Here is a 22,905-nt window from a genome sequence, read left to right on the forward strand (position 1 = left end):
TAGTGTGGGGCATCAAGAAATTAAAATTATTTTTAAGATTGATCAGCAACTGCTTGATAAACAAGAATAAAAAAACCGGGCATTTAGCCCGGTTTTTATTTTTCGTTTAATGACGAGGAATTTTGATATTTTCAAATAATTCATCCAACTCGGCACGTGAATGGCGGTTAAATGCTTCATTGATAATATCTTTGGTGAGGTGTGGCGCAAATTTTTCAATAAAGTCGTACATGAAGCCGCGCAGGAACGTACCGCGCCGAAAGCCGATTTTTGTAACGCTGTCCTCAAATAAATGGCTTGCATCCAGTGCAACCAGGTCAGTATCGGTCGTCTCGTTGTAGGCCATGCTCGCAATAATGCCAACCCCCAGCCCCAGACGCACGTAGGTCTTGATTACGTCCGCATCTGCCGCCGTGAAAACAACTTTAGGAGCCAAACCACGATTAATAAACGCTTCGTCGAGTTTGGAGCGCCCCGTGAAACCAAACACATAGGTGACAATTGGATATTTGGCGACATCTTCCAGCGTCAGGTTGGCAACCTGCGCCAGTGGGTGATTCTTGGGAACTACGATGCTGCGATTCCAGCGGTAGCACGGCATCATAATCAAATCGCTAAACAGCTCCATGGCTTCTGTCGCGATGGCAAAATCAACTGTGCCATCAGCCGCCATTTCAGAAATCTGCATCGGCGTTCCCTGATGCATATGCAGTGCAACTTCAGGGTATTGCTTGATAAAGGAGCCAATCACCGGTGGCAAGGCATAACGTGCCTGGGTGTGAGTTGTCGCCAAGGTCAGTGTGCCCTTGCGTTCATTGCTGAACTCCTGAGCCACCTGTTTGATACTCTCAACCTTACGCAGGATCTCTCCTGCCGTTTTCAATATGGCTTCACCCGCCGGCGTAATACGGGTTAAGTGCTTCCCGCTTCGGGAAAAAATCTCTACACCCAGCTCATCCTCTAATAAGCGTATTTGCTTACTGATGCCCGGCTGGGAGGTATACAGACTCTGTGCTGTGGCAGACACATTCAGGTCGTGATGTGCCACTTCCCAGATGTAACGTAATTGTTGCAGCTTCATAAGCCCTCCGATTGGCTCACTCACTGGGGATACCGCCAGTAGCGATACCGGTAACATGATCCTTGAGATGACCCCAAGGTTATAAAATTAAAGGTATTTATTTACAAAAAGAATAGTTGATGCAGGATAGCTCGCTTGGAATTATTAATTTCACGCCAAACAGCTCTGTTTACAACTTTAGACTATATCTACCAAATGCAAAGCGACTAAACCTCTAATATTACAAAAATGATAAAAATTAGGGGCAAAACAGTCATTATTGGCTATATGGGATAACAAATTTACGTGCCAGCCCTAGGGGCGATTCGCAATTCCATGAGGTACATGCCCAGTCGCTACATGTTCTCGGGCCGACTCGCAGTGCATTTTTTGATCATCAAAAAAAACATCTGCCCCATAAGCCTTTAAAAAAGTCCCTTTTGCCAAGCCACCCAAAAAGAGGGATTCATCGATACGAATATTCCAGGCACGCAAGGTGCGAATAACCCGTTCATGAGCAGGAGCTGAGCGTGCTGTTACTAATGCGGTGCGAATGGGGCAATTTTCACCAAACTCCGCTTGCAACCCATGTAGTGCGGAAAGGAACTGTTTGAATGGGCCGCCACTGAGAGGCTCTTTGGCAGACGCTTTTTCGCTTTCGGTAAAGGCTGACAAGCCTTGCAACTTATAAACCTGCTCCGCCTCATCGGAAAAAATAACTGCGTCGCCATCAAATGCAAAACGGAGTTCGTCTTCATTCTCAACTTGCGGTTTGGAAGCGATTAAGGTTGCTGCAGCCATGCCGTGATCCAATGCTTGACGCACATCATCCGGCTCAGTTGAAAGGAATAAATGACAGCCAAATGCCGATGCGTAGCGGTAAGGAGAAGTACCGCCACAAAATGCAGCGCGACTAATCTTGAGGCCGTAATGCTCAATGGAGTTAAAGACACGCAAGCCGGTATCTGCACTGTTGCGAGACAACAGAATAACCTCTACACGCGGCTCCCCCCCCAGACGTTCATTCAAACGCAACAATTTTTTGACCATTGGGAATGCGTCACCCGGCGGTAGTATTTCGTCTTCATGATCAATTTGGTATTGCGCGTAAGCAGCCAGACCATCCTTCATATACACCTGATGGCTATCGTCAAGATTGAATAAGGCACGCGATGAAATCGCTATCACTAACTTGTCACCAAAACCCTTAGCCATACCGCACTCTCCAAATAAAATTAGCCGCGCAATTCAAAGTTGTCTGCATCCAAATGCGCAGGAAAACGCGCGCGATACTCTTGCAATTGTTCGGCAAATAACTCAACGACTAACACCTCAGCTTCCTGGCTGGTAGCAATCAGTTCACCGGTAGCACTGTAAACACTGGAGTCGCCTGCATAATGCTGCGACGCTTCATCCATACCAACACGATTTACACCAATGACATAGCTCAGATTCTCAATAGCCCGCGCTTGCAAGAGACGATTCCAATGCAAGGCGCGGGCACTTGGCCAATTTGCCACATAGAGTGCGAGATCGTAATCGTTTCTGTTGCGACTCCACACAGGGAAGCGCAGGTCGTAACAAATTAACGGTAATATACGCCAGCCGTTAAGCTCCACCAAAACACGCTCACTTCCCATCGCATAGCGGGTATGTTCACCTGCCATGCGAAATAAATGGCGTTTATCGTAATGCACATGAGTGCCATCAGGGCGCATCCACACCAGGCGATTAAAATACTCATCACCTCTTTTTACCACCAGGCTACCTGTCACAACGGCGTTGTACTGATGTGCTTGTTGGTGCATCCATTGATAAGCGCGCCCGCCAACAACTTCAGCGTACTGGCGAGCACTCGAACAAAAACCTGTAGTGAAAACTTCGGGCAAAACGATTAAATCCACTTTTTTATTCATCGATGCCAGCGCGGCAGCGTAGCGCACCAAATTTTCTTCGGGCGCATTCGGGGTAATCATATGTTGAACTAAAGCAACTACCAGATTCTTCAAGGTCAATCACCTCGTAAGGCTTGATGTGCAGGATGCAACCAGAAATAACACAATAAAAATGCGATGCCCACTGAAATCGCCGCCAATAAAAAAGTTAAGGGGGCGCTGTAATCCCAGAGTAACCCACCTACTAACGCACCCGCTGCACCGCCCGCACCAAAACTGAATGAACTATAGAGAGCTTGCCCTTGCCCTTGATGTCCACCGGTAAAATAATTGCGCACTAACTCGATGGAAACAGAATGGGCAATACCGAAACTGCAAGCGTGCATAAGCTGGGCAAACAAGAGTACCCACAATGAATCTGCCAGGTAACCAATTAACAACCAACGCACCATGCTGACCAGCAAACTAAACAGCAATAAAGTGCGCAATGTGAAGCGCTGCAGGAGCTTAAACATCACTATGAATATGGCTACTTCCGCCAGTACCCCCAGTGCCCACAACAGCCCTGTGGCAGAGCGTGAGTAGTTATAATTCTCGACCAGATACAGAGTATAAAAAGTATAGTAAGGGCCATGGCTAAATTGCAGCAAAAAACTGGCGATTAAAAAACACAATACCGTTGGCTGCATTATCACCCCCCAAAAACCACCGCTGATTGCGGCTGTTTTTTTCCGGGTCATGTCTTTCAGGCTTAAACTTGAAAGCCAAATCAGAATTAGAAAACTGAGAATAAAGAGCGGTAAATAGCGAACGGGCAGCACATCAAATACCCAGCCCAATCCCACCACCGCGGCCATAAACCCCATGGAACCCCAGAGGCGAATTTGCCCATAGCGCGAGTAGTTATCACCTAAATAACCGAGGGTGATAACTTCAAATTGCGGCAACACGGCATGCCAAAAAAAAGTGTAGCAACTGACTACCAACACCAGCCACCAATAGCGTGAATCCAACATCACGCCGGCAAAAATAATGCTCGCCAGCAAACTGCCAACACGAATAATGCGCAGCCGCTGCTGGGTGCGGTCAGCCAACCAGCCCCAAAAATTGGGAGCGATAATACGCGTGGCCAAAATAATCGCACTGATCACACCCACGTCTTGCGAGGAATACCCCAGTGACTTCAGGTAAATTCCCCAATAAGGAATTAACGCGCCGACCACTGCAAAATAAAAAAAATAAAAGCCGGATAAACGCCAATAGGGAATTGCTTGTTGTGCAAACGAAAGAGACATAGGCATGCTGCGGAGGGAGTAGATTGTTTATTAAGCCGGATTTTGAAAGCCAGCAATAAACCCTGGGATAAAAATAGCCGCTCAATGGAGCGGCTATGTGTGAAGCAAATTCGTTACAAAAACAGCGGCGTACTTATTTAACACTTCCGGGAATGACAGGAACCGAATGCTGCACCGCACCATTCTGCCCACGGTTTCGCAGTAAGTGATCCATCAGCACCAGGGCCAACATTGCTTCGGCAATTGGTGTTGCACGAATACCCACGCAGGGGTCGTGACGCCCTTTGGTAATTACTTCAACTGGATTGCCGTGCACATCTACACTGCGACCGGGAATGTGCAAGCTGGAGGTAGGTTTAAGGGCGATGTTGGCAATAATATCCTGACCGGATGAAATACCGCCCAAAATACCACCCGCGTTATTCGACAAGAAACCTTCGGGCGTCATCTCGTCGCGATGTTGGCTACCACGCTGTTCAACCGAGCCAAAACCTTCACCAATTTCAACACCTTTTACCGCGTTAATACTCATCAATGCGTGGGCGATTTCGGCATCGAGGCGATCAAAAATAGGTTCGCCTAAACCCGGCGGCACATTGGTGGCGACCACGGTGATTTTTGCACCGATGGAATCACCCTCTTTATTGAGCGCCTGCATAAAGGTCTCCATCTCTGGCACCTTACTGGCGTCCGGGCAGAAAAACGGGTTTTGGTCGATTTGATCCCAATCAACCGATTCAATTTTTATCGGACCAAGCTGCGACAGATAACCGCGCACTTCAATGCCGTGAAAATCTTTCAAATATTTTTTGGCGATAGAGCCAGCTGCAACACGCATGGCCGTCTCACGCGCGGAGGAACGACCGCCACCGCGATAGTCGCGCACACCATATTTTTGCATGTAGGTGTAATCAGCGTGGGCCGGGCGAAATTGGTCTTTGATATTGGAGTAATCTTTGGAGCGTTGATCAGTGTTCTCGATCAGCATGCCAATCGGTGTACCGGTAGTTTTACCCTCAAACACTCCCGACAAAATCTTGACTGCATCCTCTTCGCGACGCTGGGTGGTGTAACGCGACTGCCCGGGCTTGCGGCGATCCAGATCAATTTGAATATCCGCCTCAGTCAACTCAAGGCCGGGTGGGCAACCATCCACAATCGCGCCCAGCGCTACGCCGTGACTCTCGCCAAAGGTGGTAACCGTAAATAATTTGCCGTAGGTATTTCCAGACATAGAAATCAAACACCTGATCAATAAAAAAGTGGGCGGATTATACGTGAGTTAAGGCCATGACGCATCGCCAGCAGCACTGCGCTATAGAATTCCATCGGCACGCGCTTTGCGCAGGTCTTCTGCATTTAATACGAATACCCCATGACCACCGCGTTCAAATTCAATCCAGGTAAAAGGCAACGCAGGGTAAGCCGCTTCCAGCGCCGGCCAGGAGTTCCCTACCTCCACCAGCAACACGCCCTGCTCGCTCAGGTAATCTACGGCCTCAGTCAATAAGCGACGGGTAAAATCCAAGCCGTCATCACCAGAGGCTAACCCCAGCTCCGGCTCTGCGTGATACTCCTCAGGCAGGCTGGCCATATCTTCGGCATCAACATAGGGCGGATTGGAAACGATCAGATCAAACACTTGCCCTTGCAGGTTCTCAAATAGATCCGACTGCATGGCAAATACCCGCTCAGCCAAGCCATGTTGCTCGATATTTTCTTCTGCTACCGCCAACGCATCAAAAGAGATATCACTTAATTGCACATAAGCCTCAGGAAAGGCATAAGCGCAAGCAATACCGATACAGCCACTACCGGTGCACAAATCCAGAATCTGCGCAGGTTCATTGACCAACCACGGCTCAAACTGTTTTTGGATCAGCTCGCCAATTGGGGAGCGCGGCACTAATACCCGCTCATCCACCGCAAACGGCAACCCGGCAAACCAGGCTTGGCGGGTGATATAGGCGGCAGGAACTCGCTCTTGAATGCGTCGCGCCAAGTTGGCGACAACTTTTTTACGTTCAGGCAAAGTTAAGCGAGCATCCAGCCATTCGTCACCCAAAGGCGGCGACAGGTTAATGGCATGCAGCACTAATTGTTCCGCTTCATCCCAAGGGTTGTCGGTACCGTGACCATAAAACAGTTTGGCCGCAATAAACTCACTCGCACCCCAACGCAAGAAATCGCGAATGGTCAATAATTCATCGCGTGCGGCATCAAAATCAGAAGGAGATAAAGCCATGAATAACCTCGAATACTTTTTTGTAGCAATATTCTACCGAATTAATTGAATCAATCAGGATTTATGTTTTCTAGTAGCACGGCTAACGCGGTAAACTGCGGTTTTGTGAATGGCAGTGCGCAGCTGCCGCAGGAGGAGCACCAATGAAAGAACACTTTGCGAGTATTATTGCCAGCATTGGCGAAGATTTAACCCGCCCCGGTTTATTAGACACCCCCGACCGTGCCGCAAAAGCGTTTCAGTTTCTAACCCGAGGCTACAATCAAACCCTTGAGGAAGTCGTGAATGATGCACTTTTTCCATCGGACTCGGAGGAGATGATTATGGTGAAAGATATTGAACTCTATTCACTTTGCGAGCATCACCTGCTGCCGTTTATCGGCAAAGCCCATGTGGCTTATATCCCCACTGGAAAAGTACTGGGGCTATCTAAAGTTGCACGTATCGTCGATATGTTTGCGCGTCGCCTGCAAATTCAGGAGCAACTGACAGTGCAAATTGCGGAGTGCATTCAGCAGATTACCGGCGCATCAGGCGTGGGGGTTATTATTGAAGCAAAACACATGTGTATGATGATGCGCGGTGTTGAAAAGCAAAACTCTTCAATGAAAACCTCTGCCATGCTTGGCTCATTCCGCTCCAACCAAGCAACGCGCAGCGAATTTTTATCATTACTTCGCGACTAGATTGCCACTGTCGGTCACATCGATCGGCCAATAAAAAACCACACACAGTTGTGGTTTTTTATTGGCGGTAAATTTTAACCAATTCAACTCGCGCCGTTCTATCGCCCTTACCTGCTGGCGCTAACCCACCGACCCCATAAGACACCAGACGATCAGCGCCAATACCAGCTTCTTGCACCGCTGTTTTTAATTGCTCAGCGTAAGCATGGGAGTTTTTCTGCTGAACAGCCAGCGGTACCGGCGAATAATCGTGCCCGACAATGGCGAGAGTCCATTCAGGGCGGCTTTTTAACACATCAACCAATGCCTGCAGATGCGCGGGTTTGATATTAATAGTCATAACGCCCTGAGCGTCACCCGTCAGTAAATCCGGAAATACGTAGTAACCGCTGGAATCCAAGGCACGAATAATTGACTCAGGATTAGCTGCAATTCCCTGCTCATTAACCCGATCCACATGCACAATATCTAACTGCAAATAAACGCGTTTATTACCGCGCTGAACTGCATATAGCGCAACATAAAACGGCTTTGCATCGGCATTGATAACTTCATAAGCGCCGTACTGTTGAAATTGATCCAAACCATACAGCTGAAGGATTTTAAAATGATTATTAGCCCACGAATTACTGGTACCGCAATCGCGGCCATTACAATGAAACAACTCGCGCAAATTAAAGTTTTGCAATTGATCCAAATAGAAGTCAAATCCCTTGCTTGCGCTATGCCCCTCAGGCAACTCCACCGTGTAGCGAGTCAAATTACCACTCAAGCGCTGCTGACGATCCAATCGCCAACTGCCCGCGATTTTTTTATAACTACCTAGCGCAAATAAATAATCATCAGTCTCCCCTGAGCTTTGGAAGAGAATGCGGGCATTGTGATAAGGTTCAAGCGATAACTCTGCCGCATGAACAAAACCGGAGAAAATAAAAACTGCAGTGATCAAAAACAATTTCATAAGCAATCCCAGGGTAAAAACAACTCTATAAAAGACAGCTATAGCGATAATCTTGCAAAAAAAGTGTTCAGCTTTTTTGCAATTAATTCCGACTCTTGCTCCATATGAAGATGATGCCCGCCGCCCAGAACCTCGTAATCCACTTGAGAAAACTTATTAACTTCTTCCAAATAATTTGCATAAAGCTTGGGTAAACCATTGTCCCCAAGCAATAATTTAATTGGTGCTTCAACACGATTCAAAAAAGCCGCTAATTGCTCACGCGACATTTTAAACACCGATGGAACCATCAGGCGTGGATCAGTGCTCCAGGAAAAACCACCGTCGCGCGCAACAACACCTCTCATAGTTAAGGCGGTGGCAGCCTCACTCCCCAAAGGAAACATCCCCCGCTCACGAGCCTTAATCGCCACATCAAGATTGGTGTATACGGATTGAGTCTTTTGTTGCTGGGCACGCAAACCTGTTATGGCACTGGCGAGTTGTGCCGGCGCATCCTGGGGGGATGCCGGCTCTGGCAGAATCCCCTCTATTAGACCAAGCCCAATGCATCGTTCAGGAAATGTGCCTGCCGCCAAAGTGCTAATAATCGCACCGCGGGAATGCCCAAGGAGTGCAAATCGCTGCCAGCCCAAATAATCGGCTACAGCAAAAATATCGTTGACATCATCCCAAGGTGTGTAAGCCGTTTGGCCCAAGCGGTGCGAGCTTTGGCCGTGGCCAGCCAAATCAAGTGCAACTATGTGCAGGTTTTGTAGTTGCGGAGCAAGTTTGAAAAAACTGGCGGAGTTATCCAGCCAACCATGAAGTGCCAGCACTGGAAGCTGACCAGAATCGCCCCACTCCTGTGCGGAGAACTCAAGGTCATTAACAGTGAATCGCAGTTCGCGTGGAGATCTGGAATCGTCTAAAACTTGTTGCATTCTCGAAGCTCCAGCGCTGAGGTGTCGAACATTATTTTTGGGGAGGTACTGGGTTAATGAACGGCGTGATCAAGCCAGAGCAGCTCTCCCAGTCCGGATGCGATAGTTTGAATCTCGACAGCTGCCAATGAGCTAGTCCCCATGGGATAAAACCCCTCCGGTTTGCCGCAAAGTAACCCGAGAAGTTTACCTACCATTGGCTGATGGCTTACCAGCAGTATGGCCCCTGGGTTTGATGCATCGTTACGGTAAAGCCAATCGATTAGTTGATTGGGATCTGCCTCAGGTATCAAAAACTCCGTCGTTTGCAAAGGAATAGCAGGGAAATATTGCTGGGCTATCTGCGCTGTTTGCTGTGCACGAACGAGGGGACTGGCCCAGATTGCTGCGATATTTGCCAGTTCTTTCAGTCGCGCCGCCAGTACTTTCTCGGTTTCAAAAAAACCCTTCTGCGTGAGTTTGCGCGCCTCGTCAGAGGTTATCTGCGCCTCGGCCTGGCCATGGCGCAATATATAAATGATCATTTATCGCCTTTTGTGTCGTCGGTGATGGCATCAGTTGCAGCATTGGTATTGACTGGCTCTACTGATTTTTCATCGGCACCAGCATGTTTTTCAGCAGAACCTTTGGGCCAATCAGCAAACGGGAAGGGTTTTTCATCACTGCTGTAACACAAGAACTTCAACACATCATAAATATAAGTTGAGAGTGAATAGCCAAAGCGACGCAGGTATTGATTGTCCTCACCGGTAATTAGCGAAAAGAAAAATTGGGCAATCACCAATACCCACATAACGATACTTGCCACCTGTAAAACAGCGGCAAAAATAAGCATAAATACCAGTCGAAACCAGTGCTTGCTTGAAGTCAGGTTTGATTTCAGTTGTTCGTTATCCATTAGTTTCCCCTTAAAAATTCAACATCGTCGGCTTGCTCACCAACCATTAAACCACGAGCCACTTCAGAAATAGCTCGCCCTTCAAAAAGCACAGCATACAACCCATTTACCAAAGGCATGTAAATACCTAGCTCGCCGGCTTTTTGCTTTACCTGACGCAGAGTATTCACACCCTCGGCTACCTGTCCAAGCGAAGCGACGATTTCATCCAATTGCTTTCCCTGGCCTAAGGCGAAACCTACACGGTAATTTCGGCTTAAATCCGAGGTGCAGGTTAATATCAAATCGCCAACGCCGGCCAAGCCTAAAAAAGTCATGGGATTAGCCCCCATCACCTGCGCAAAACGGCTCATTTCGGCAAGACTACGAGTCAGTAGCATTGCTTGCGTGTTGTGCCCTGCCCCCAGCGCCGCTGCCATACCGCAAATAATAGCGTAGATATTTTTAAGCGCGCCGCCCAATTCCACGCCGTAACGATCATGGTTAGCATAAACACGAAACGTTTCGGACTTTAAAGTGCACTGCACAGCACTAGTCAGAGCATCACTTTCACTGGCGATCACTGTCCCCGTTTGCTGCTGCTGAACTATTTCTTTGGCAAAGTTGGGGCCACTTAACACGCCAATCGCATGCCCAGGCAACTCCTGTTCAAGTATTTGACTCATGAGAGTAAAGCCTTCTGGCTCGATTCCTTTTGCAGTGCTCACCACCATGGTATGGGCATCCAATAATGGTTTGATCATTTGTGTAACGGCCCGGAATGAATGCGTGGGGATAGAAATAAAAATCAAGTCTGCTCCGACAACAGCATCGGCCAAATCAGCGGTGATAACTAAACCTTTGTTAAGCGCATAGCCTGGCAGGTAACGAGTATTTTCGTGTGCTGCCGCCGTGGCTTCCGCCTGCTCTGCAGAGCGCATCCACAAATAGGTAGGGTACTGGTTACAGGCAATAATATTCGCAATCGCTGTGCCAAAACTACCGCCTCCCAATACTGTTATTTTAGAAATTTTACTCATAAAAATATCCACCGAATTAGCCAAAGGGTGCACTGCAAAAACGTCACCTGTTACCAACTAAAAAACTCACAAATCACCCAAACTGTAACTTTTTTGCACAAAAACTTTCATCTAAACTTTGTCCACATTTTCTGTGGATAAGTTAGTGGATAGATTTTGGGAAACCGCCGCAAACCCCTATAAAATCTATAGCAATAACAAATTGATTAATTTTTGATCAATTAAATTAATTTCTTATTAATCAATTAGTTACATAAAAATACAGCATTAAAAGCACGTTTTTTCGCATTTTTGCTCAGCGCTTGTACTGGAATCGTCAAATAGCACAAGAGGTGTGCATAAAGAGTTAGTGATTATTAACCTTAAAGCGCCGATAGACCGGAAAGATTCATATTGCAAGATAATTTTTAACAATATCCATGCTTCATTTTGAATCAAAAAAACACTTCAAAAACATGTGCAAGAAAAATCAGTGGGTGAGCTCAGCGCTACAGGGAAAGCATCACTCAATTGAGCCAAGCGCACCATAGCTTCCATTGGCATAAAGAAGAGGATTCACCTCTGCCCCGTTAACAATTACATTGCTAATCGCACCTATGACTATTTTGTGAGTTCCGTAAGTCATAACCTTATCGGTTTTGCAAATAAACACAGCAAGTGCATCTGCTAACACAGGCAATCCTGACTCATCAGTTACCCAGTGCCCAACGCCAAACCGGTTTTTTGAAGGGTCGCGCCCCGCACAAACATTGGAGACATCCTGATGATTGACGGAAAGTACATTGATGGCAAACATCACATCAGGGCTACTCAGGTGCGCCTGCTGCGAAACAGCCTGATTGATACACACCAGTAATGATGCTGGAGAATCTGACACTGAAGTCACAGAAGATACGGTCATCGCAAACCGCTCATCTCCACCTAAAGAAGTGGACAGCACACAAACACCTGAAGCTAGCCTGCGCATGCCTAACTTCATAGAAGACGCCAAACTGTTGTTTTGCATAAAAACTCCCAAACCTAGTCAAGCGCGTATTCTGACTAGCTACTGCCCTACAAACAAGCGGCGCCAAACACCAAAAAAACACCAAGCCGCCAGGTATCGTTCAAAAAACGGTATGACCACTCTGGTAAAAATGCAGCGTAAAAAGTGTGATAGCCGTGCGCTAAACCAATGCTGTGCCGTAATTTTCACCAAGCCGGAACACTACTTGTTCAAGCTGCTTAGAAATTAACTTGCCGTGCTAAATATTTTATTTTGTTGTGTTTTTTTCGTTGACGACATCAAGACTCACCGTTAATATGCGCACCACTTGAAACGCACAACGTTTTAAGTCGTCGGAGTGTAGCGCAGCCCGGTAGCGCGTCTGTTTTGGGAGCAGAATGTCGGGGGTTCGAATCCCTCCACTCCGACCATTTTTTTTATCGAACCTGCGAAGGTTTGATCCAGTATGTGCCCGTAGCTCAGCTGGATAGAGCACCCGCCTTCTAAGCGGGTGGTCGCAGGTTCGAATCCTGCCGGGCGCGCCACATTGGCATGTATATATCGCTCAAACTTCTCTTAAAGATATTGTCAGGCAAAGCCTGTAAATATTTCCTTGCTACGGTGGCTGTAGCTCAGTTGGTAGAGCCCTGGATTGTGATTCCAGTGGTCGTGGGTTCGAGCCCCATCAGCCACCCCATATTCTCAATAAATCAAAAAAATCTTCTCGTCAGAGAGTGCTATCCAAATTAAATCATGAAGCCCACTGCGGCTACTGCTACTTTTTCAAGCCCCCACCTCCCGATATTAATTTCCTTGGCGTCCTATGCTCACTATGGGAAAATGCGCACAATTTCGTTTTACTACTTCTTTTCTGCTAACACACAGGTAATTAATGCCCATGTCCGCACTCGTATTGGATGGCAAAGCCCTTGCCGAAAAAACTGAACAGGAACTCTCCGCCCGCGTTGCCGCATTAAAGGTGCGGAGCAATGGCCAAACTCCAATTTTGGCAACAATCCTGGTGGGAGACGACCCAGCCTCAGCAACCTATGTGAAGATGAAAGGCAATGCTTGTACACGCATTGGCATGGAATCGATGAAGGTGGAGTTACCGTCAACCACTACCACCGAAGAGCTGCTAAACACTATTCACGAGCTTAACAACAACCCCAACGTGCATGGAATTTTGTTGCAACACCCGGTTCCGCATCAAATTGATGAGCGTATTTGCTTTGATGCAATTAGCGCAGAAAAAGACGTAGATGGCGTGACCTGTTTAGGCTTTGGTCGCATGAGCATGGGCGAAGAAGCTTATGGCTGCGCAACCCCTAAAGGGATTATGCGTTTACTGGAGGCCTATGGCATTCAGTTCGAAGGCAAGCATGCCGTTGTTGTTGGGCGCAGCCCGATTCTTGGCAAACCCATGGCATTGATGATGCTAAATGCGAATGCCACAGTTACTATTTGTCACTCACACACAAAAAGTCTTCCAGATTTAATAAAGCAAGCGGATATTCTGGTCGGCGCTGTAGGCAAGCCGGAATTTATTAAGGCCGAATGGATTAAAGATGGTGCCGTTGTTGTGGATGCTGGCTACCACCCAGGTGGTGTGGGCGACATTGAATTGAAACCGCTGGTCGACCGTGTTGCTGCTTATACCCCTGTTCCCGGCGGCGTAGGCCCTATGACAATCAACACGTTGATTTATCAAACCGTCGATTCTGGTGAAAAGAAAATCAGTTAACACTTGATTGGTCACATACATTAAAAAGCAGGCGGACGCCTGCTTTTTTGCTTTTAAGAATTAAAGACTCAATAAATAGTAATGAGTGAAATACTGCCAATTATTTACCGCGACGAATACTTGGTTGCCATCAATAAGCCAGGCGGCCTTCTCGTGCACCGAAGTGAAATTGATCGCCACGAAACGCGCTTTGCTATGCAGTTGCTGCGCGATCAAATCGGCCAAATGGTTTACCCTATACATCGTTTGGATAAGCCCACTTCTGGCGTATTGGTATTTGCACTTTCATCAGAGATTGCACGCCAATTGGGGGATATTTTTGCGCACCATGCGCTGACCAAAACCTATGTTGCATTAGTACGCGGCTTTGCACCAGAACATGGAATTATCGACCACCCTCTCGTTGAAGAGCAGGATAAATATACAGATAAAAAAGCGCGCGCTAACAAACCAGCACAGGAAGCGATTACCGAATTCAAGACGCTTGCACAGATTGAATTCCCGTTTAGCATTGATAAATATCCTTGTACTCGCTACTCCCTGGTGCAATGCACGCCACAGACCGGACGCAAACATCAAATTCGCCGTCACATGAAGCATATCAGCCACCCTATTATTGGCGATGCAAAACATGGTAAGGGCAACCACAACCGTTTTTTTCAGGAAAAATTTGCTTGCGATGGATTAATGCTCGCAGCGACCGAAATGCAATTAATTCATCCTGTAAAAAATGAAGCATTGATTTTAACGGCACCACTCGCGACAAAATTTACTCATATTATTCACCAATTTAACTGGGGTGATGCCCTGCCCTCAAGTTGGATTACCGCTCAGGATTATTAATGCGTCTCGATAAATTTCTCAGCCAAAATAGCGAACGCTCTCGCTCACTTATTCAGCAGGCTATAAAGGCAGGGCGGGTAACGGTTGATGGTACCATCGCCAAAAAAGGTGAGCAAAAATTACTGGGCAACGAAATCGTTACGCTTGACGGAAAATTAGTTGAAGCGTTTAACGTGCGCTATTTAATGCTGAACAAACCGCTGGGGTATGTGTGCGCAAATAGCGATAGTGAGCACCCCGTAGTAGTTGATCTGATCAACTTGCCACGCTGGCAAGAATTGCAAATCGTGGGGCGACTGGATATTGATACCACAGGTTTGGTTCTGTTGACGGATGATGGCCAGTGGAATCATCGTATCACCTCGCCCCGCCATGAATGCCAAAAAACTTACAAGGTAAAAACAGCCAATCCTATTGACCGCGAAGTCATTGAACTATTTACACGCGGAGTACAATTGCATGGAGAAAAAGCCCCTACCCGGCCCGCACAGCTTGAGCTGTTATCCTTGCAAGAGGCACGACTAACGATTCATGAAGGCAAATACCACCAGGTAAAACGCATGTTTGCCGCGACCGGTAATCACGTTGTTGAACTTCATCGCGAAGCGATTGGCTCAATAACACTGGATCCAGTGCTCGCCTCAGGTGAGTTTCGCCATTTAAGTACCGACGAAATACAGAGCATTTATTTATGATTGATTTAGCGCTGGCCAAAGTTGTACAGGAATTGGGCGAGCACATGCAAAATACCCAAGGCAAGTTTCTTTGGTGTACAGATGAAAACTCACTCAACAATTTGCCGCCCGCTTTTAATCATCAAGGTTTAATACTGATGACCAACCGGTGGGATGTGGCCCACGAAGCGGCCCAACGTGGATTCAATACACAATTTAGTGACTTCGATTGCAACGCCATCCCCAGCGACAGTCTCGATGGTTTTTTTTATCGCATATCAAAAGAAAAACCACTAGTTCATCATTTATTAAATGAAGCCTGGCGTTGCCTCAAGATTGGTGCCCCGCTGATTATCGCCGGCTATAAAAATGAAGGGGCCAAAACCTATATCGAAAAAGTTAGCAAGCTCATGGGCGCTGAAAAAAAGATAGAAAAAGACGGGCCCAGCTACTCCTCGGTTATTTACAAACACGCTGGCTATAACCACGAGCAACGGATTGATGACTGCAATTATGCCCACTTACGCCTTGTTGTGGAGGGTGAAGGCTTTAGGGTTCTCAGTAAGCCTGGGCTTTTTGGTTGGAATAAAATCGATGCAGGTAGCGCGCTACTTATTGAGCAAATTAACAATGATGCATTGGGTGGAATGCACCCTCAATCTTGTTTAGATCTGGGCTGCGGTTATGGATACCTGACGCTGGCAGCCACACAGCTTGATGCCTGTCAACAAATTAATGACTGGATACTTACCGATAATAATGCCGCTGCACTTATTGCAGCTCAGGCAAACCTGAAAGACAACGGGATTTCTGGTGAAGTGATTGGCGCCGATGCAGGGAAACAGATCAACAAACAAGTGGACTTACTGCTTTGCAACCCCCCTTTCCATCAAGGTTTTAGTGTCGATGGAGACCTGACGGATAAGTTCCTCCGTAGCGCGCAGCGACTATTGGCAATTGATGGCCTAGCGCTTTTTGTGGTTAATCAATTTATTCCATTAGAGCGCAAGGCGGTGGGGCTATTCAGGGATATCTCGCTCGTTATCGATAACGGTAGCTTTAAGGTAATTCGCCTGAGTAAACCGATAGGCGCGGCGCGGGATTGAACAACTTGCCGACATACTGTGGAATTAATGAACAGCCTTGAATTCATTGAGGTTTTTTCAGAAAAAACTTGCCACAAAGCACCAAAAAACGGTTGACCAACCAAAACCGGCTCTATATCATGCGCTCCACTTCCACAGAGGAAGTCACCGATCCGCCTTAGCTCAGTCGGTAGAGCAAATGACTGTTAATCATTGGGTCGCTGGTTCGAGTCCAGCAGGCGGAGCCAAATTAAACAAAAAAGGCCGCATTTATGCGGCCTTTTTTGTGCGCGCTATATTGTGTATTTCATCCCCATCCATCGTTTGTGGAGCATCCTATGTTTAACGTTAACGAATATTTCGGCGGCGCGGTTAAATCTATCGCCTTTCAAACTGAAACCCTGCCTGCGACTATTGGTGTAATGGCCAAAGGTGACTACGAATTTGGTACCAGCCAGAAAGAATACATGACTGTTGTAAGTGGTAGCCTGACGGTTGTATTGCCTGGTAGCGATAAAGCAGAGACTTTTGCAGCAGGCCAAACCTTTATCGTTGAAGCCAATCAGCGGTTTAAAGTTAGCGCAGACGTGGAAACTTCTTATCTGTGCAAATACGAATAAACATTGTTAGATGAATTGTGTCGCGAGTGATTGCGCCCAATTGAATCAACAAAATAAAGGCGCTTCGGCGCTTTTATTTTTTATTTTGCCGCGTTAATAAACAGATAAACCAAAAACCATACAGCACTCCCCCACTCAATCATAATCAGATCGCGAACGGGTTGACCAATAGGTAACAGCTCTATATGATGCGCGCCACTTCCTCACAGGAAGCGTAATTCCGCCTTAGCTCAGTCGGTAGAGCAAATGACTGTTAATCATTGGGTCGCTGGTTCGAGTCCAGCAGGCGGAGCCAAATTTAAAAGGTCGCACTCGTGCGGCCTTTTTTATTTTTTCGCCTTCAATTATCTCCACTACCTCCTCATCCAAGAGACTAGCGATCCTCCTCCATACACCTCTCAAAAGTTGCAGCAGGCTGATCGTAAAAATGTACAAGCGACTGCAGTAGGCAGGCCTCACTACTCAATACCGAGTGTGCGGTATTTTGACTGATATGCAGCTGGGTATTTTTCCATTTCGAATGTACCGCTTGCGCCCACTCCAATGGAGTTACCGGATCCAACTCACCCGCCAGTATCAATGTAGGCACATAAGGCTGGTAGGATTGCAATGGAGCTTCTGCAACCAGGTGATGACACAACTGGTAACGCCATTGATCGCGAGTATAATTTTGCAATAGCGAATATTGATTCACCAGCGCGAGATAATCCATTTCATTCATCACCGGATTATCCGAGCAATCAACAGCAGTAAACGTTAGGCTGTTAAAATCTTCGCTCATACTTTGATTTACATAAGGCTCTATCAGCGGTTTGAGTGCTTCGCGATTGTGCTCTTCCACACCTTTGATAGCTGTTGCAATTTTTAACCAATCACGAGGCGTGTAAGTTGCCGCAAACGCAGCCGATAAAAAACGATGGTCGTTTAACAAAAAACTGACTGGCGCTTCACCATCCCAACGTTTAATAGTTAATTCAATGGGGGATTCGCGCAAACTGTCCAACGCCCCCATAAACAATTCTAGTGGTGACCGGTTAGAGTCACCCAACGCGTTAATACATTCAGGCTGCGCCGCACAACCACTAAAAAATTTATGCATCGCCTCATCAAGCACTTGCGGCCAGGTTTGTACGCCACCAAAACCGGCTGGGTAAATTGAATCAAGCACCATTGCTTTGAGTTTCGTTGGCTGTTGTTGAAGCGATTCCTGATAAGAAATTTCCAGCGCCAAACGCGTTCCGTATGACACACCCAAGATATTCCACTCGGGATAATCAAGTAGCTGCATAAGCGCACGAATATCACTTGCCGATTGCCGGGTACTAAAATGACGATAATCCAGTGCTGGATTGCGTGCGACGGCCGCGTCGAAACATGTGCGGGTAACATCAAAACCCGACGCCAATTCCTCTGCCAATGAAGCATGTTCACGCAGCATTTGCTGATTACTGCGATTGTATTCAGCACATACCAGTGCAGGACTACTGCGCCCGGTACCGCGGGTATCGATAAGAATAATATCGCGTCCAAGGGCTGCATAGCGCATCCAGTTTAGCCAGCTTTTTATACCATCACTGTGCAAGCGCGCTCCTGCCCCCGGCCCTCCCTGCAAATAAACAATAGGGTCCTTACGTCGTGTGGCAGTCTCATCCTTCAGTATCACAACCGGCAAATGAAATGCGCCGGAGGCGCTTGGCGTATGCAACTCACCGCAGCGTATTTCCGCCGTCCAATCCGCATCAAACCAACAAGGTGTCGTGAGGAATTTATAAGCCTGCGGTGAAGTTGATAATTCGCTGGCACCCGCGCGAGTATAAAAATGATGCGCAACAAAAAGTAGCGCCGTTAAAGCCATACAGGCAGAAAACCAGTAGCGATGTTTGCTCATTTTTCTACAACCTTAGGCCAAGACAGTAACCAAGGATCACGCCACTCCATAATGGCTGCAGAAAAAAAATCATCACAGAAATACTCGCCCTCACGAGGTAATACGGTATAGCGGTATTGTTTTTCAGCCAATGCAAAGCCCAAGCTATAGGCGTGTAAATAGGTGCGATCTATGGCGCTATTTGATGCAGCATCCGCATAAAGCACATCACCCATAATCGGTGCGCCGATACTTTTTAAGGCAACACGAATCTGATGAGTTTTGCCGGTGTGAGGTTTGATCATAAATAACCGGCGCCCAGGTGCAACGCTCTTACTAAAAAATTGTGTGATAGCGGGGTTTTCTTGTGTCGCCAATAATTTAAATGCGCCGCGCCGTGCGGTAGTCATATCACCCTTAATCAAGCCTTGTTTTTTTGTAGGCTTTTTTGCACTGAGGGCGAGATAATATTTTTCTATGTGGCGTGCACGAAATGCCGCAGTAAGTTGGTTGTTAATTTCAGCGGTTTTTGCCATAAGCAATAAGCCAGAGGTAACCTTATCCAAACGATGCACAGGGTAAAGCTCAGATAGCCCTTGCTGCTGCTTACAATATTCAAATAATCCCATTTCACCGGAGTCACTGTGAAAACTGGTGTTCGGTTTTTTATAGATCACCAAAAAATCGGCATTCTCGTCGATCAACTCATACATTCAGTTATCTCTGTCAGATCAAACCACGACAAACTTTGTCGCAATAAAGTCATAGAATATTTCTGCTATAAAAGTAGAAACGTTGTGACTTAAAAAACTAAGCCAAGGCTAGCGTCATAAGTGCAGCTGACTATAATCAACACAGGTGTCCGCTCAGCTGTCGTAATGACGGGTTAACCCTAAGAGTGTCTATCTCGGCACTCCATGTTTCGAATTGTGTCCAGCTTGCTGCATTTGCAGTAGCGCCAGCGACCAAGCGAACAAACCAATCACCTACAGCTGGCGGGCACCTTTTTATATTTAACGTGTTAGCAACACTATTCGCCTCACTCTGGCTATTTTCCTTTATTCTGCGCTACTTTTGTTGTTTGAAGCGACGAACCTTGTGCTTATAATCCCAATCAACGCTTCTTGCCAATTAAATTGGCACCAGTTCACTCATTCCTCTCTATTTAACCAAGCCTCTATGATTACGGCTCCATCAACTACCGATCGTTATCGCACCCAGCATAAACTGCGCTTGAGCTATATGCCGTGGCTTTATGCGCGCCTGAAACCTGCCCAGCGCGAATGGGCGCAGCAATGGCAAGAAGAATGGCAGGCTTATCTCTGCGATATGGAAACAATTATGCTCGGCAAGAATTGTTTTATCGCCCCGGAAGCCAGACTTTTTGCTGAACCCGGACGTCCAATCATTATTGGTGATAACTCCTATATTGCCGCCGATTGTGTGATTCACGGCCCCGTAACGATTGGTCAAGGGGTATCTATCAATCACCACGTCAGTTTGGATGGCGGCAGCAAAGGTATCACCATTGGGGATAACTCGCGTATTGCAGCCTATACCTCTGCTTATGCGTTTAATCATGGCATGGCGCCAGAGAGGTTAATCAACGAGCAACCCGTCAACTCCAAAGGCATCAGTATTGGTTGTGATGTCTGGATTGGCGCCAATGTGGGCATAGTGGATGGCGTGCACATCGGCGATCATGCGGTGATTGGCATGGGCAGCCTGGTAACAAAATCGGTGGCAGACTACAGCAAAGTTGCTGGAAACCCCGCCCAAGTCATTGGGTCTCGCCAAAAATAACAAACTCATTACGTTAATTGACGCGATTAATCGTTTCGCACCCCTTAAACTAGGGGCATTCATTCAGCGCAGGACTCAATGACAAATGGTAGATATGCACTGGGCACTCAAGCTACTCACTTGGCTTGAAGTAACGTTTATCACAGTTATCGGTTTAATCTTGTTGTCACTGGCAATTATGTACATTGCCGATATCACACAAAATACACATACCATTCGCAAAAACTATCCACTTATTGGACGTTTTCGCTATTTTTTCGAGCATTTAGGCGAGTTTTTTCGTCAATATTTTTTTGCCCAAGATCGCGAGGAATTGCCATTTAATCGCGCAGACCGCTCCTGGGTTTATCGCGCCGCAAAAAATATTGACAGCAATGTGGGTTTTGGGTCCACCCTCAACCTGAACCAGCCCGGCACCCTGCTGTTTTTGAACTCTGCATTTCCCGTTCAGGAAGAGGAGGCTCTGATCGCCGCCCCAGTCACTCTCGGCCCCTTCTGCAAAACTCCCTACACCACCAATTCTATTTTTAATGTTTCCGGCATGAGTTACGGCGCCATTTCCCGTCCGGCAATTCTAGCCTTATCGCGCGGTGCGGCCAAAGCGGGCTGCTGGCTCAATACCGGTGAGGGTGGCTTGTCGCCCTATCACCTCGAAGGCAACTGCGATTTGGTTTTTCAAATAGGCACAGCGAAATACGGCGTGCGTGATTTACATGGCAACCTCAACGATGAGCGTTTGGCGGAACTTGCAACCCTCCCGCAAATCAAGATGTTCGAGATTAAATTGAGCCAAGGTGCCAAGCCCGGTAAAGGCGGCATATTGCCCGCGGAAAAAGTGTCGGCGGAGGTCGCTTATATCCGTGGAATTGCCCAAGGCCAAGCATCCATCAGCCCTAATGGCCACACTGACATTCACTCGGTGATTGATTTGTTGGCAATGGTCAACCATATTCGCAAAGTAACAGGCAAACCCGTCGGCTTTAAAGCGGTGCTCGGCGAAAAAACCTGGTTGGTTGACTTGATCAATGAAATACGCGTGCAAGGCATTGAATCCGCGCCGGATTTCATCACCCTGGATAGCGCCGATGGTGGCAGCGGCGCAGCACCACAACCATTGTTGGACCATGTCGGCTTGCCGATTAAAGAGAGCTTGCCGTGGCTGGCAGCACTTCTGGAGCAAGCAGGCTTGAAAGAGCGTATTAAAATCATTGTGGCGGGCAAGTTGATTACCCCCCATATGGTGGCTTGGGCGCTGGCCTGTGGTGCTGATTTCGTGAATAGCGCGCGTGGCTTTATGTTTGCGCTGGGCTGTATTCAGGCAATGCAATGCCATAAAAATACCTGCCCCACCGGGATTACCACCCACAACACCAAATTGCAAAAAGGCCTGGACCCAACTGATAAAGCCGAGCGAGTGGCTTCTTATCAGCGCAACCTGAGTAAAAGTGTTGCGATGATTGCTCATTCCTGCGGGCTCGCTGAGCCGCGACAATTAAAAATGCGTCACCTTCATATCATCACTAACAATGGCTTCTCAGCCCCTTGGGAAAGCGTAAATCCACAGCCCTTAATTTTTACTGCAGCAGAGAACCGCACCAGTAGCGATGAAGCATCGACCAAGCATTAAATATAGTTTTTCTTGCAAGAGGTATTTATGAAAAAAAGTAAACTTATTATTGCATTCGCAATACTTTTCACTGCAAATATTTGTGTTGCCCAGTACACACCATTAAATGTCGTTTCCGAAAACAATAAAAAACCACTTTCCGAAGAAAAAGAAATTAGCATCAAAGAATTGGGTTGGATGGATCACAACAAAATGGAACAGGAAATAACATCAGTCAATGAATTGGCCCAAACTAAAATAGGCAGCACCATCCGTCGCGATCTCTCTGATTTACAATTATTACAGCGCCTTGTAGATGGTGCCTGGGTGGCTCGCGATGATTATGCAACCCAGCAAGCAATGGGAGTTGTGCTCGGCAACGTGATGCTGGCTGATTTTCCAAATACTTTTGCATGGAAAGTGTACGAGGATGAAGTTGGTAGGAGCCGCGCGCTCTGCGTTAAAAATACCAATGAGTGTTTGTTTCCGGTCACTATGTTGTCACGCCGCATGGAAATTGGCTCAGCGCCAAACGTGAAAAAAATCTACGATAATGCAATTTTATTGATGGAAAAGCACCTACCCAAACTCCCCTATGATGGCGGGATAATGTACCGCTTACCTCGCACAAATTAGGTGCTTGCCGAGTGCGTAGCGCATCACTATAATTCGCAGCTCCTCTCGGGGGAGTAATCT

At 47.1% G+C, this 22,905-nt stretch carries 23 protein-coding genes and 5 tRNA genes; 14 read left to right on the forward strand and 14 right to left on the reverse strand.

Annotation, left to right across the window (positions count from 1 at the left end):
* Positions 1–106: 106 nt before the first annotated feature.
* The 6 genes from cysB to prmB form a co-directional block, all read right to left on the reverse strand.
* A complete protein-coding gene (gene cysB / locus D0B88_RS13590) occupies positions 107–1,081 on the reverse strand; it encodes an HTH-type transcriptional regulator CysB (protein ID WP_040391738.1) in 975 nt (324 codons plus the stop codon).
* Between the two features lie 294 nt (positions 1,082–1,375).
* A complete protein-coding gene (locus tag D0B88_RS13595) occupies positions 1,376–2,275 on the reverse strand; it encodes a 5'-nucleotidase (protein WP_151057814.1) in 900 nt (299 codons plus the stop codon).
* A gap of 20 nt (positions 2,276–2,295) precedes the next feature.
* Positions 2,296–3,069 carry an amidohydrolase gene (locus D0B88_RS13600; protein ID WP_151057817.1) on the reverse strand — a complete coding sequence of 258 codons (774 nt, stop codon included), beginning with the start codon at positions 3,067–3,069 and terminating at the stop codon, positions 2,296–2,298.
* 2 nt (positions 3,070–3,071) lie between these two features.
* On the reverse strand, positions 3,072–4,250 hold the full coding sequence (locus D0B88_RS13605; RefSeq protein ID WP_225318370.1) for an MFS transporter: 1,179 nt from the start codon (positions 4,248–4,250) through the stop codon (positions 3,072–3,074).
* Between the two features lie 133 nt (positions 4,251–4,383).
* Entirely contained in the window at positions 4,384–5,484 is a 1,101-nt protein-coding gene (gene aroC, locus D0B88_RS13610; RefSeq protein WP_007641389.1) for a chorismate synthase, read from the reverse strand.
* 81 nt (positions 5,485–5,565) lie between these two features.
* The gene (prmB, locus tag D0B88_RS13615) at positions 5,566–6,495 is read right to left on the reverse strand and encodes a 50S ribosomal protein L3 N(5)-glutamine methyltransferase (protein ID WP_151057819.1); all 930 of its coding nucleotides are present in this window, start codon (positions 6,493–6,495) and stop codon (positions 5,566–5,568) included.
* 143 nt (positions 6,496–6,638) lie between these two features.
* Here prmB and folE point away from each other — a divergent pair, with 143 nt between their 5' ends.
* Positions 6,639–7,181, forward strand: a complete 543-nt coding sequence (gene folE, locus D0B88_RS13620; protein ID WP_007641392.1) for a GTP cyclohydrolase I FolE — start codon at positions 6,639–6,641, stop codon at positions 7,179–7,181.
* A gap of 58 nt (positions 7,182–7,239) precedes the next feature.
* Here folE and D0B88_RS13625 read toward each other — a convergent pair whose 3' ends face one another.
* From D0B88_RS13625 to D0B88_RS13650, 6 genes are all read right to left on the reverse strand, one after another.
* Positions 7,240–8,142, reverse strand: coding sequence for a DUF4892 domain-containing protein (locus tag D0B88_RS13625; protein WP_151057821.1), 903 nt, complete (start codon positions 8,140–8,142; stop codon positions 7,240–7,242).
* 38 nt (positions 8,143–8,180) lie between these two features.
* Positions 8,181–9,065: an alpha/beta fold hydrolase gene (locus D0B88_RS13630; RefSeq protein ID WP_225318371.1), complete on the reverse strand. Its 885-nt coding sequence runs from the start codon at positions 9,063–9,065 to the stop codon at positions 8,181–8,183.
* 53 nt (positions 9,066–9,118) lie between these two features.
* A complete protein-coding gene (gene sixA, locus D0B88_RS13635) occupies positions 9,119–9,589 on the reverse strand; it encodes a phosphohistidine phosphatase SixA (protein ID WP_151057823.1) in 471 nt (156 codons plus the stop codon).
* On the reverse strand, positions 9,586–9,963 hold the full coding sequence (locus D0B88_RS13640) for a DUF4389 domain-containing protein (protein WP_151057825.1): 378 nt from the start codon (positions 9,961–9,963) through the stop codon (positions 9,586–9,588). Before D0B88_RS13640 ends, sixA begins: the two co-directional genes overlap by 4 nt.
* Positions 9,963–10,982, reverse strand: coding sequence for an NAD(P)H-dependent glycerol-3-phosphate dehydrogenase (locus D0B88_RS13645; RefSeq protein ID WP_040392018.1), 1,020 nt, complete (start codon positions 10,980–10,982; stop codon positions 9,963–9,965). The genes D0B88_RS13640 and D0B88_RS13645 overlap by 1 nt, the downstream gene beginning before the upstream one ends.
* 502 nt (positions 10,983–11,484) lie before the next feature.
* Positions 11,485–11,988, reverse strand: coding sequence for a flavin reductase family protein (locus D0B88_RS13650; RefSeq protein WP_151057827.1), 504 nt, complete (start codon positions 11,986–11,988; stop codon positions 11,485–11,487).
* Between the two features lie 333 nt (positions 11,989–12,321).
* On the opposite strand from D0B88_RS13650, the gene D0B88_RS13655 reads away from it, so the two are divergent.
* From D0B88_RS13655 to D0B88_RS13700, 10 genes are all read left to right on the forward strand, one after another.
* Positions 12,322–12,398, forward strand: a tRNA-Pro gene (locus D0B88_RS13655).
* A 37-nt stretch (positions 12,399–12,435) separates the two neighbouring features.
* Positions 12,436–12,512: transfer RNA gene (locus D0B88_RS13660), tRNA-Arg, on the forward strand.
* A 76-nt stretch (positions 12,513–12,588) separates the two neighbouring features.
* Positions 12,589–12,664 (forward strand) — tRNA-His (locus D0B88_RS13665).
* 201 nt (positions 12,665–12,865) lie between these two features.
* On the forward strand, positions 12,866–13,711 hold the full coding sequence (gene folD, locus D0B88_RS13670; protein WP_151057829.1) for a bifunctional methylenetetrahydrofolate dehydrogenase/methenyltetrahydrofolate cyclohydrolase FolD: 846 nt from the start codon (positions 12,866–12,868) through the stop codon (positions 13,709–13,711).
* An 81-nt stretch (positions 13,712–13,792) separates the two neighbouring features.
* On the forward strand, positions 13,793–14,554 hold the full coding sequence (gene truC / locus D0B88_RS13675; protein WP_151057831.1) for a tRNA pseudouridine(65) synthase TruC: 762 nt from the start codon (positions 13,793–13,795) through the stop codon (positions 14,552–14,554).
* A complete protein-coding gene (gene rsuA, locus D0B88_RS13680) occupies positions 14,554–15,249 on the forward strand; it encodes a 16S rRNA pseudouridine(516) synthase RsuA (RefSeq protein WP_151057833.1) in 696 nt (231 codons plus the stop codon). Before truC ends, rsuA begins: the two co-directional genes overlap by 1 nt.
* 44 nt (positions 15,250–15,293) lie before the next feature.
* Complete coding sequence (locus D0B88_RS13685; RefSeq protein WP_191966438.1) at positions 15,294–16,334, forward strand: class I SAM-dependent methyltransferase; 1,041 nt, start codon at positions 15,294–15,296, stop codon at positions 16,332–16,334.
* A gap of 151 nt (positions 16,335–16,485) precedes the next feature.
* Positions 16,486–16,561, forward strand: a tRNA-Asn gene (locus tag D0B88_RS13690).
* 90 nt (positions 16,562–16,651) lie between these two features.
* Positions 16,652–16,933 (forward strand): pyrimidine/purine nucleoside phosphorylase, encoded by a 282-nt coding sequence (locus D0B88_RS13695; protein ID WP_040391747.1) that lies wholly within the window; start codon positions 16,652–16,654, stop codon positions 16,931–16,933.
* Positions 16,934–17,152: 219 nt separating this feature from the next.
* Positions 17,153–17,228, forward strand: a tRNA-Asn gene (locus D0B88_RS13700).
* Between the two features lie 78 nt (positions 17,229–17,306).
* On the opposite strand, the gene D0B88_RS13705 is transcribed toward D0B88_RS13700, so the two are convergent.
* The gene (locus D0B88_RS13705) at positions 17,307–18,821 is read right to left on the reverse strand and encodes an alpha/beta fold hydrolase (protein WP_151057837.1); all 1,515 of its coding nucleotides are present in this window, start codon (positions 18,819–18,821) and stop codon (positions 17,307–17,309) included.
* A complete protein-coding gene (locus D0B88_RS13710) occupies positions 18,818–19,513 on the reverse strand; it encodes a TIGR01621 family pseudouridine synthase (protein WP_151057839.1) in 696 nt (231 codons plus the stop codon). The genes D0B88_RS13705 and D0B88_RS13710 overlap by 4 nt, the downstream gene beginning before the upstream one ends.
* Positions 19,514–19,979: 466 nt before the next feature.
* Here D0B88_RS13710 and D0B88_RS13715 point away from each other — a divergent pair, with 466 nt between their 5' ends.
* From D0B88_RS13715 to D0B88_RS13725, 3 genes are all read left to right on the forward strand, one after another.
* A complete protein-coding gene (locus D0B88_RS13715; protein ID WP_151057841.1) occupies positions 19,980–20,603 on the forward strand; it encodes a DapH/DapD/GlmU-related protein in 624 nt (207 codons plus the stop codon).
* 85 nt (positions 20,604–20,688) lie between these two features.
* The gene (locus D0B88_RS13720) at positions 20,689–22,230 is read left to right on the forward strand and encodes an FMN-binding glutamate synthase family protein (protein ID WP_151057843.1); all 1,542 of its coding nucleotides are present in this window, start codon (positions 20,689–20,691) and stop codon (positions 22,228–22,230) included.
* Positions 22,231–22,257: 27 nt separating this feature from the next.
* Positions 22,258–22,845, forward strand: a complete 588-nt coding sequence (locus D0B88_RS13725; RefSeq protein WP_225318372.1) for a DUF3806 domain-containing protein — start codon at positions 22,258–22,260, stop codon at positions 22,843–22,845.
* The last annotated feature ends 60 nt before the right edge of the window (positions 22,846–22,905 follow it).

The sequence above is a fragment of the Cellvibrio sp. KY-YJ-3 genome (assembly GCF_008806955.1).
Classification (GTDB): Bacteria; Pseudomonadota; Gammaproteobacteria; order Pseudomonadales; family Cellvibrionaceae; genus Cellvibrio.

Excerpts from the sequence above, each read along its gene's own strand:
- cysB (WP_040391738.1), bottom strand. The coding sequence starts at position 1,081 with ATGAAGCTGCAACAATTACGTTACATCTGGGAAGTGGCACATCACGAC.
- D0B88_RS13705 (WP_151057837.1), bottom strand. The coding sequence starts at position 18,821 with ATGAGCAAACATCGCTACTGGTTTTCTGCCTGTATGGCTTTAACGGCG.
- prmB (WP_151057819.1), bottom strand. The coding sequence starts at position 6,495 with ATGGCTTTATCTCCTTCTGATTTTGATGCCGCACGCGATGAATTATTG.
- D0B88_RS13640 (WP_151057825.1), bottom strand. The coding sequence starts at position 9,963 with ATGGATAACGAACAACTGAAATCAAACCTGACTTCAAGCAAGCACTGG.
- aroC (WP_007641389.1), bottom strand. The coding sequence starts at position 5,484 with ATGTCTGGAAATACCTACGGCAAATTATTTACGGTTACCACCTTTGGC.
- folE (WP_007641392.1), top strand. The coding sequence starts at position 6,639 with ATGAAAGAACACTTTGCGAGTATTATTGCCAGCATTGGCGAAGATTTA.
- D0B88_RS13720 (WP_151057843.1), top strand. The coding sequence starts at position 20,689 with ATGGTAGATATGCACTGGGCACTCAAGCTACTCACTTGGCTTGAAGTA.
- rsuA (WP_151057833.1), top strand. The coding sequence starts at position 14,554 with ATGCGTCTCGATAAATTTCTCAGCCAAAATAGCGAACGCTCTCGCTCA.
- D0B88_RS13630 (WP_225318371.1), bottom strand. The coding sequence starts at position 9,065 with ATGCAACAAGTTTTAGACGATTCCAGATCTCCACGCGAACTGCGATTC.
- D0B88_RS13725 (WP_225318372.1), top strand. The coding sequence starts at position 22,258 with ATGAAAAAAAGTAAACTTATTATTGCATTCGCAATACTTTTCACTGCA.
- D0B88_RS13685 (WP_191966438.1), top strand. The coding sequence starts at position 15,294 with ATGCAAAATACCCAAGGCAAGTTTCTTTGGTGTACAGATGAAAACTCA.
- truC (WP_151057831.1), top strand. The coding sequence starts at position 13,793 with ATGAGTGAAATACTGCCAATTATTTACCGCGACGAATACTTGGTTGCC.
- D0B88_RS13625 (WP_151057821.1), bottom strand. The coding sequence starts at position 8,142 with ATGAAATTGTTTTTGATCACTGCAGTTTTTATTTTCTCCGGTTTTGTT.
- sixA (WP_151057823.1), bottom strand. The coding sequence starts at position 9,589 with ATGATCATTTATATATTGCGCCATGGCCAGGCCGAGGCGCAGATAACC.
- D0B88_RS13645 (WP_040392018.1), bottom strand. The coding sequence starts at position 10,982 with ATGAGTAAAATTTCTAAAATAACAGTATTGGGAGGCGGTAGTTTTGGC.
- D0B88_RS13650 (WP_151057827.1), bottom strand. The coding sequence starts at position 11,988 with ATGCAAAACAACAGTTTGGCGTCTTCTATGAAGTTAGGCATGCGCAGG.
- D0B88_RS13710 (WP_151057839.1), bottom strand. The coding sequence starts at position 19,513 with ATGTATGAGTTGATCGACGAGAATGCCGATTTTTTGGTGATCTATAAA.
- folD (WP_151057829.1), top strand. The coding sequence starts at position 12,866 with ATGTCCGCACTCGTATTGGATGGCAAAGCCCTTGCCGAAAAAACTGAA.
- D0B88_RS13715 (WP_151057841.1), top strand. The coding sequence starts at position 19,980 with ATGATTACGGCTCCATCAACTACCGATCGTTATCGCACCCAGCATAAA.
- D0B88_RS13605 (WP_225318370.1), bottom strand. The coding sequence starts at position 4,250 with ATGTCTCTTTCGTTTGCACAACAAGCAATTCCCTATTGGCGTTTATCC.
- D0B88_RS13695 (WP_040391747.1), top strand. The coding sequence starts at position 16,652 with ATGTTTAACGTTAACGAATATTTCGGCGGCGCGGTTAAATCTATCGCC.
- D0B88_RS13595 (WP_151057814.1), bottom strand. The coding sequence starts at position 2,275 with ATGGCTAAGGGTTTTGGTGACAAGTTAGTGATAGCGATTTCATCGCGT.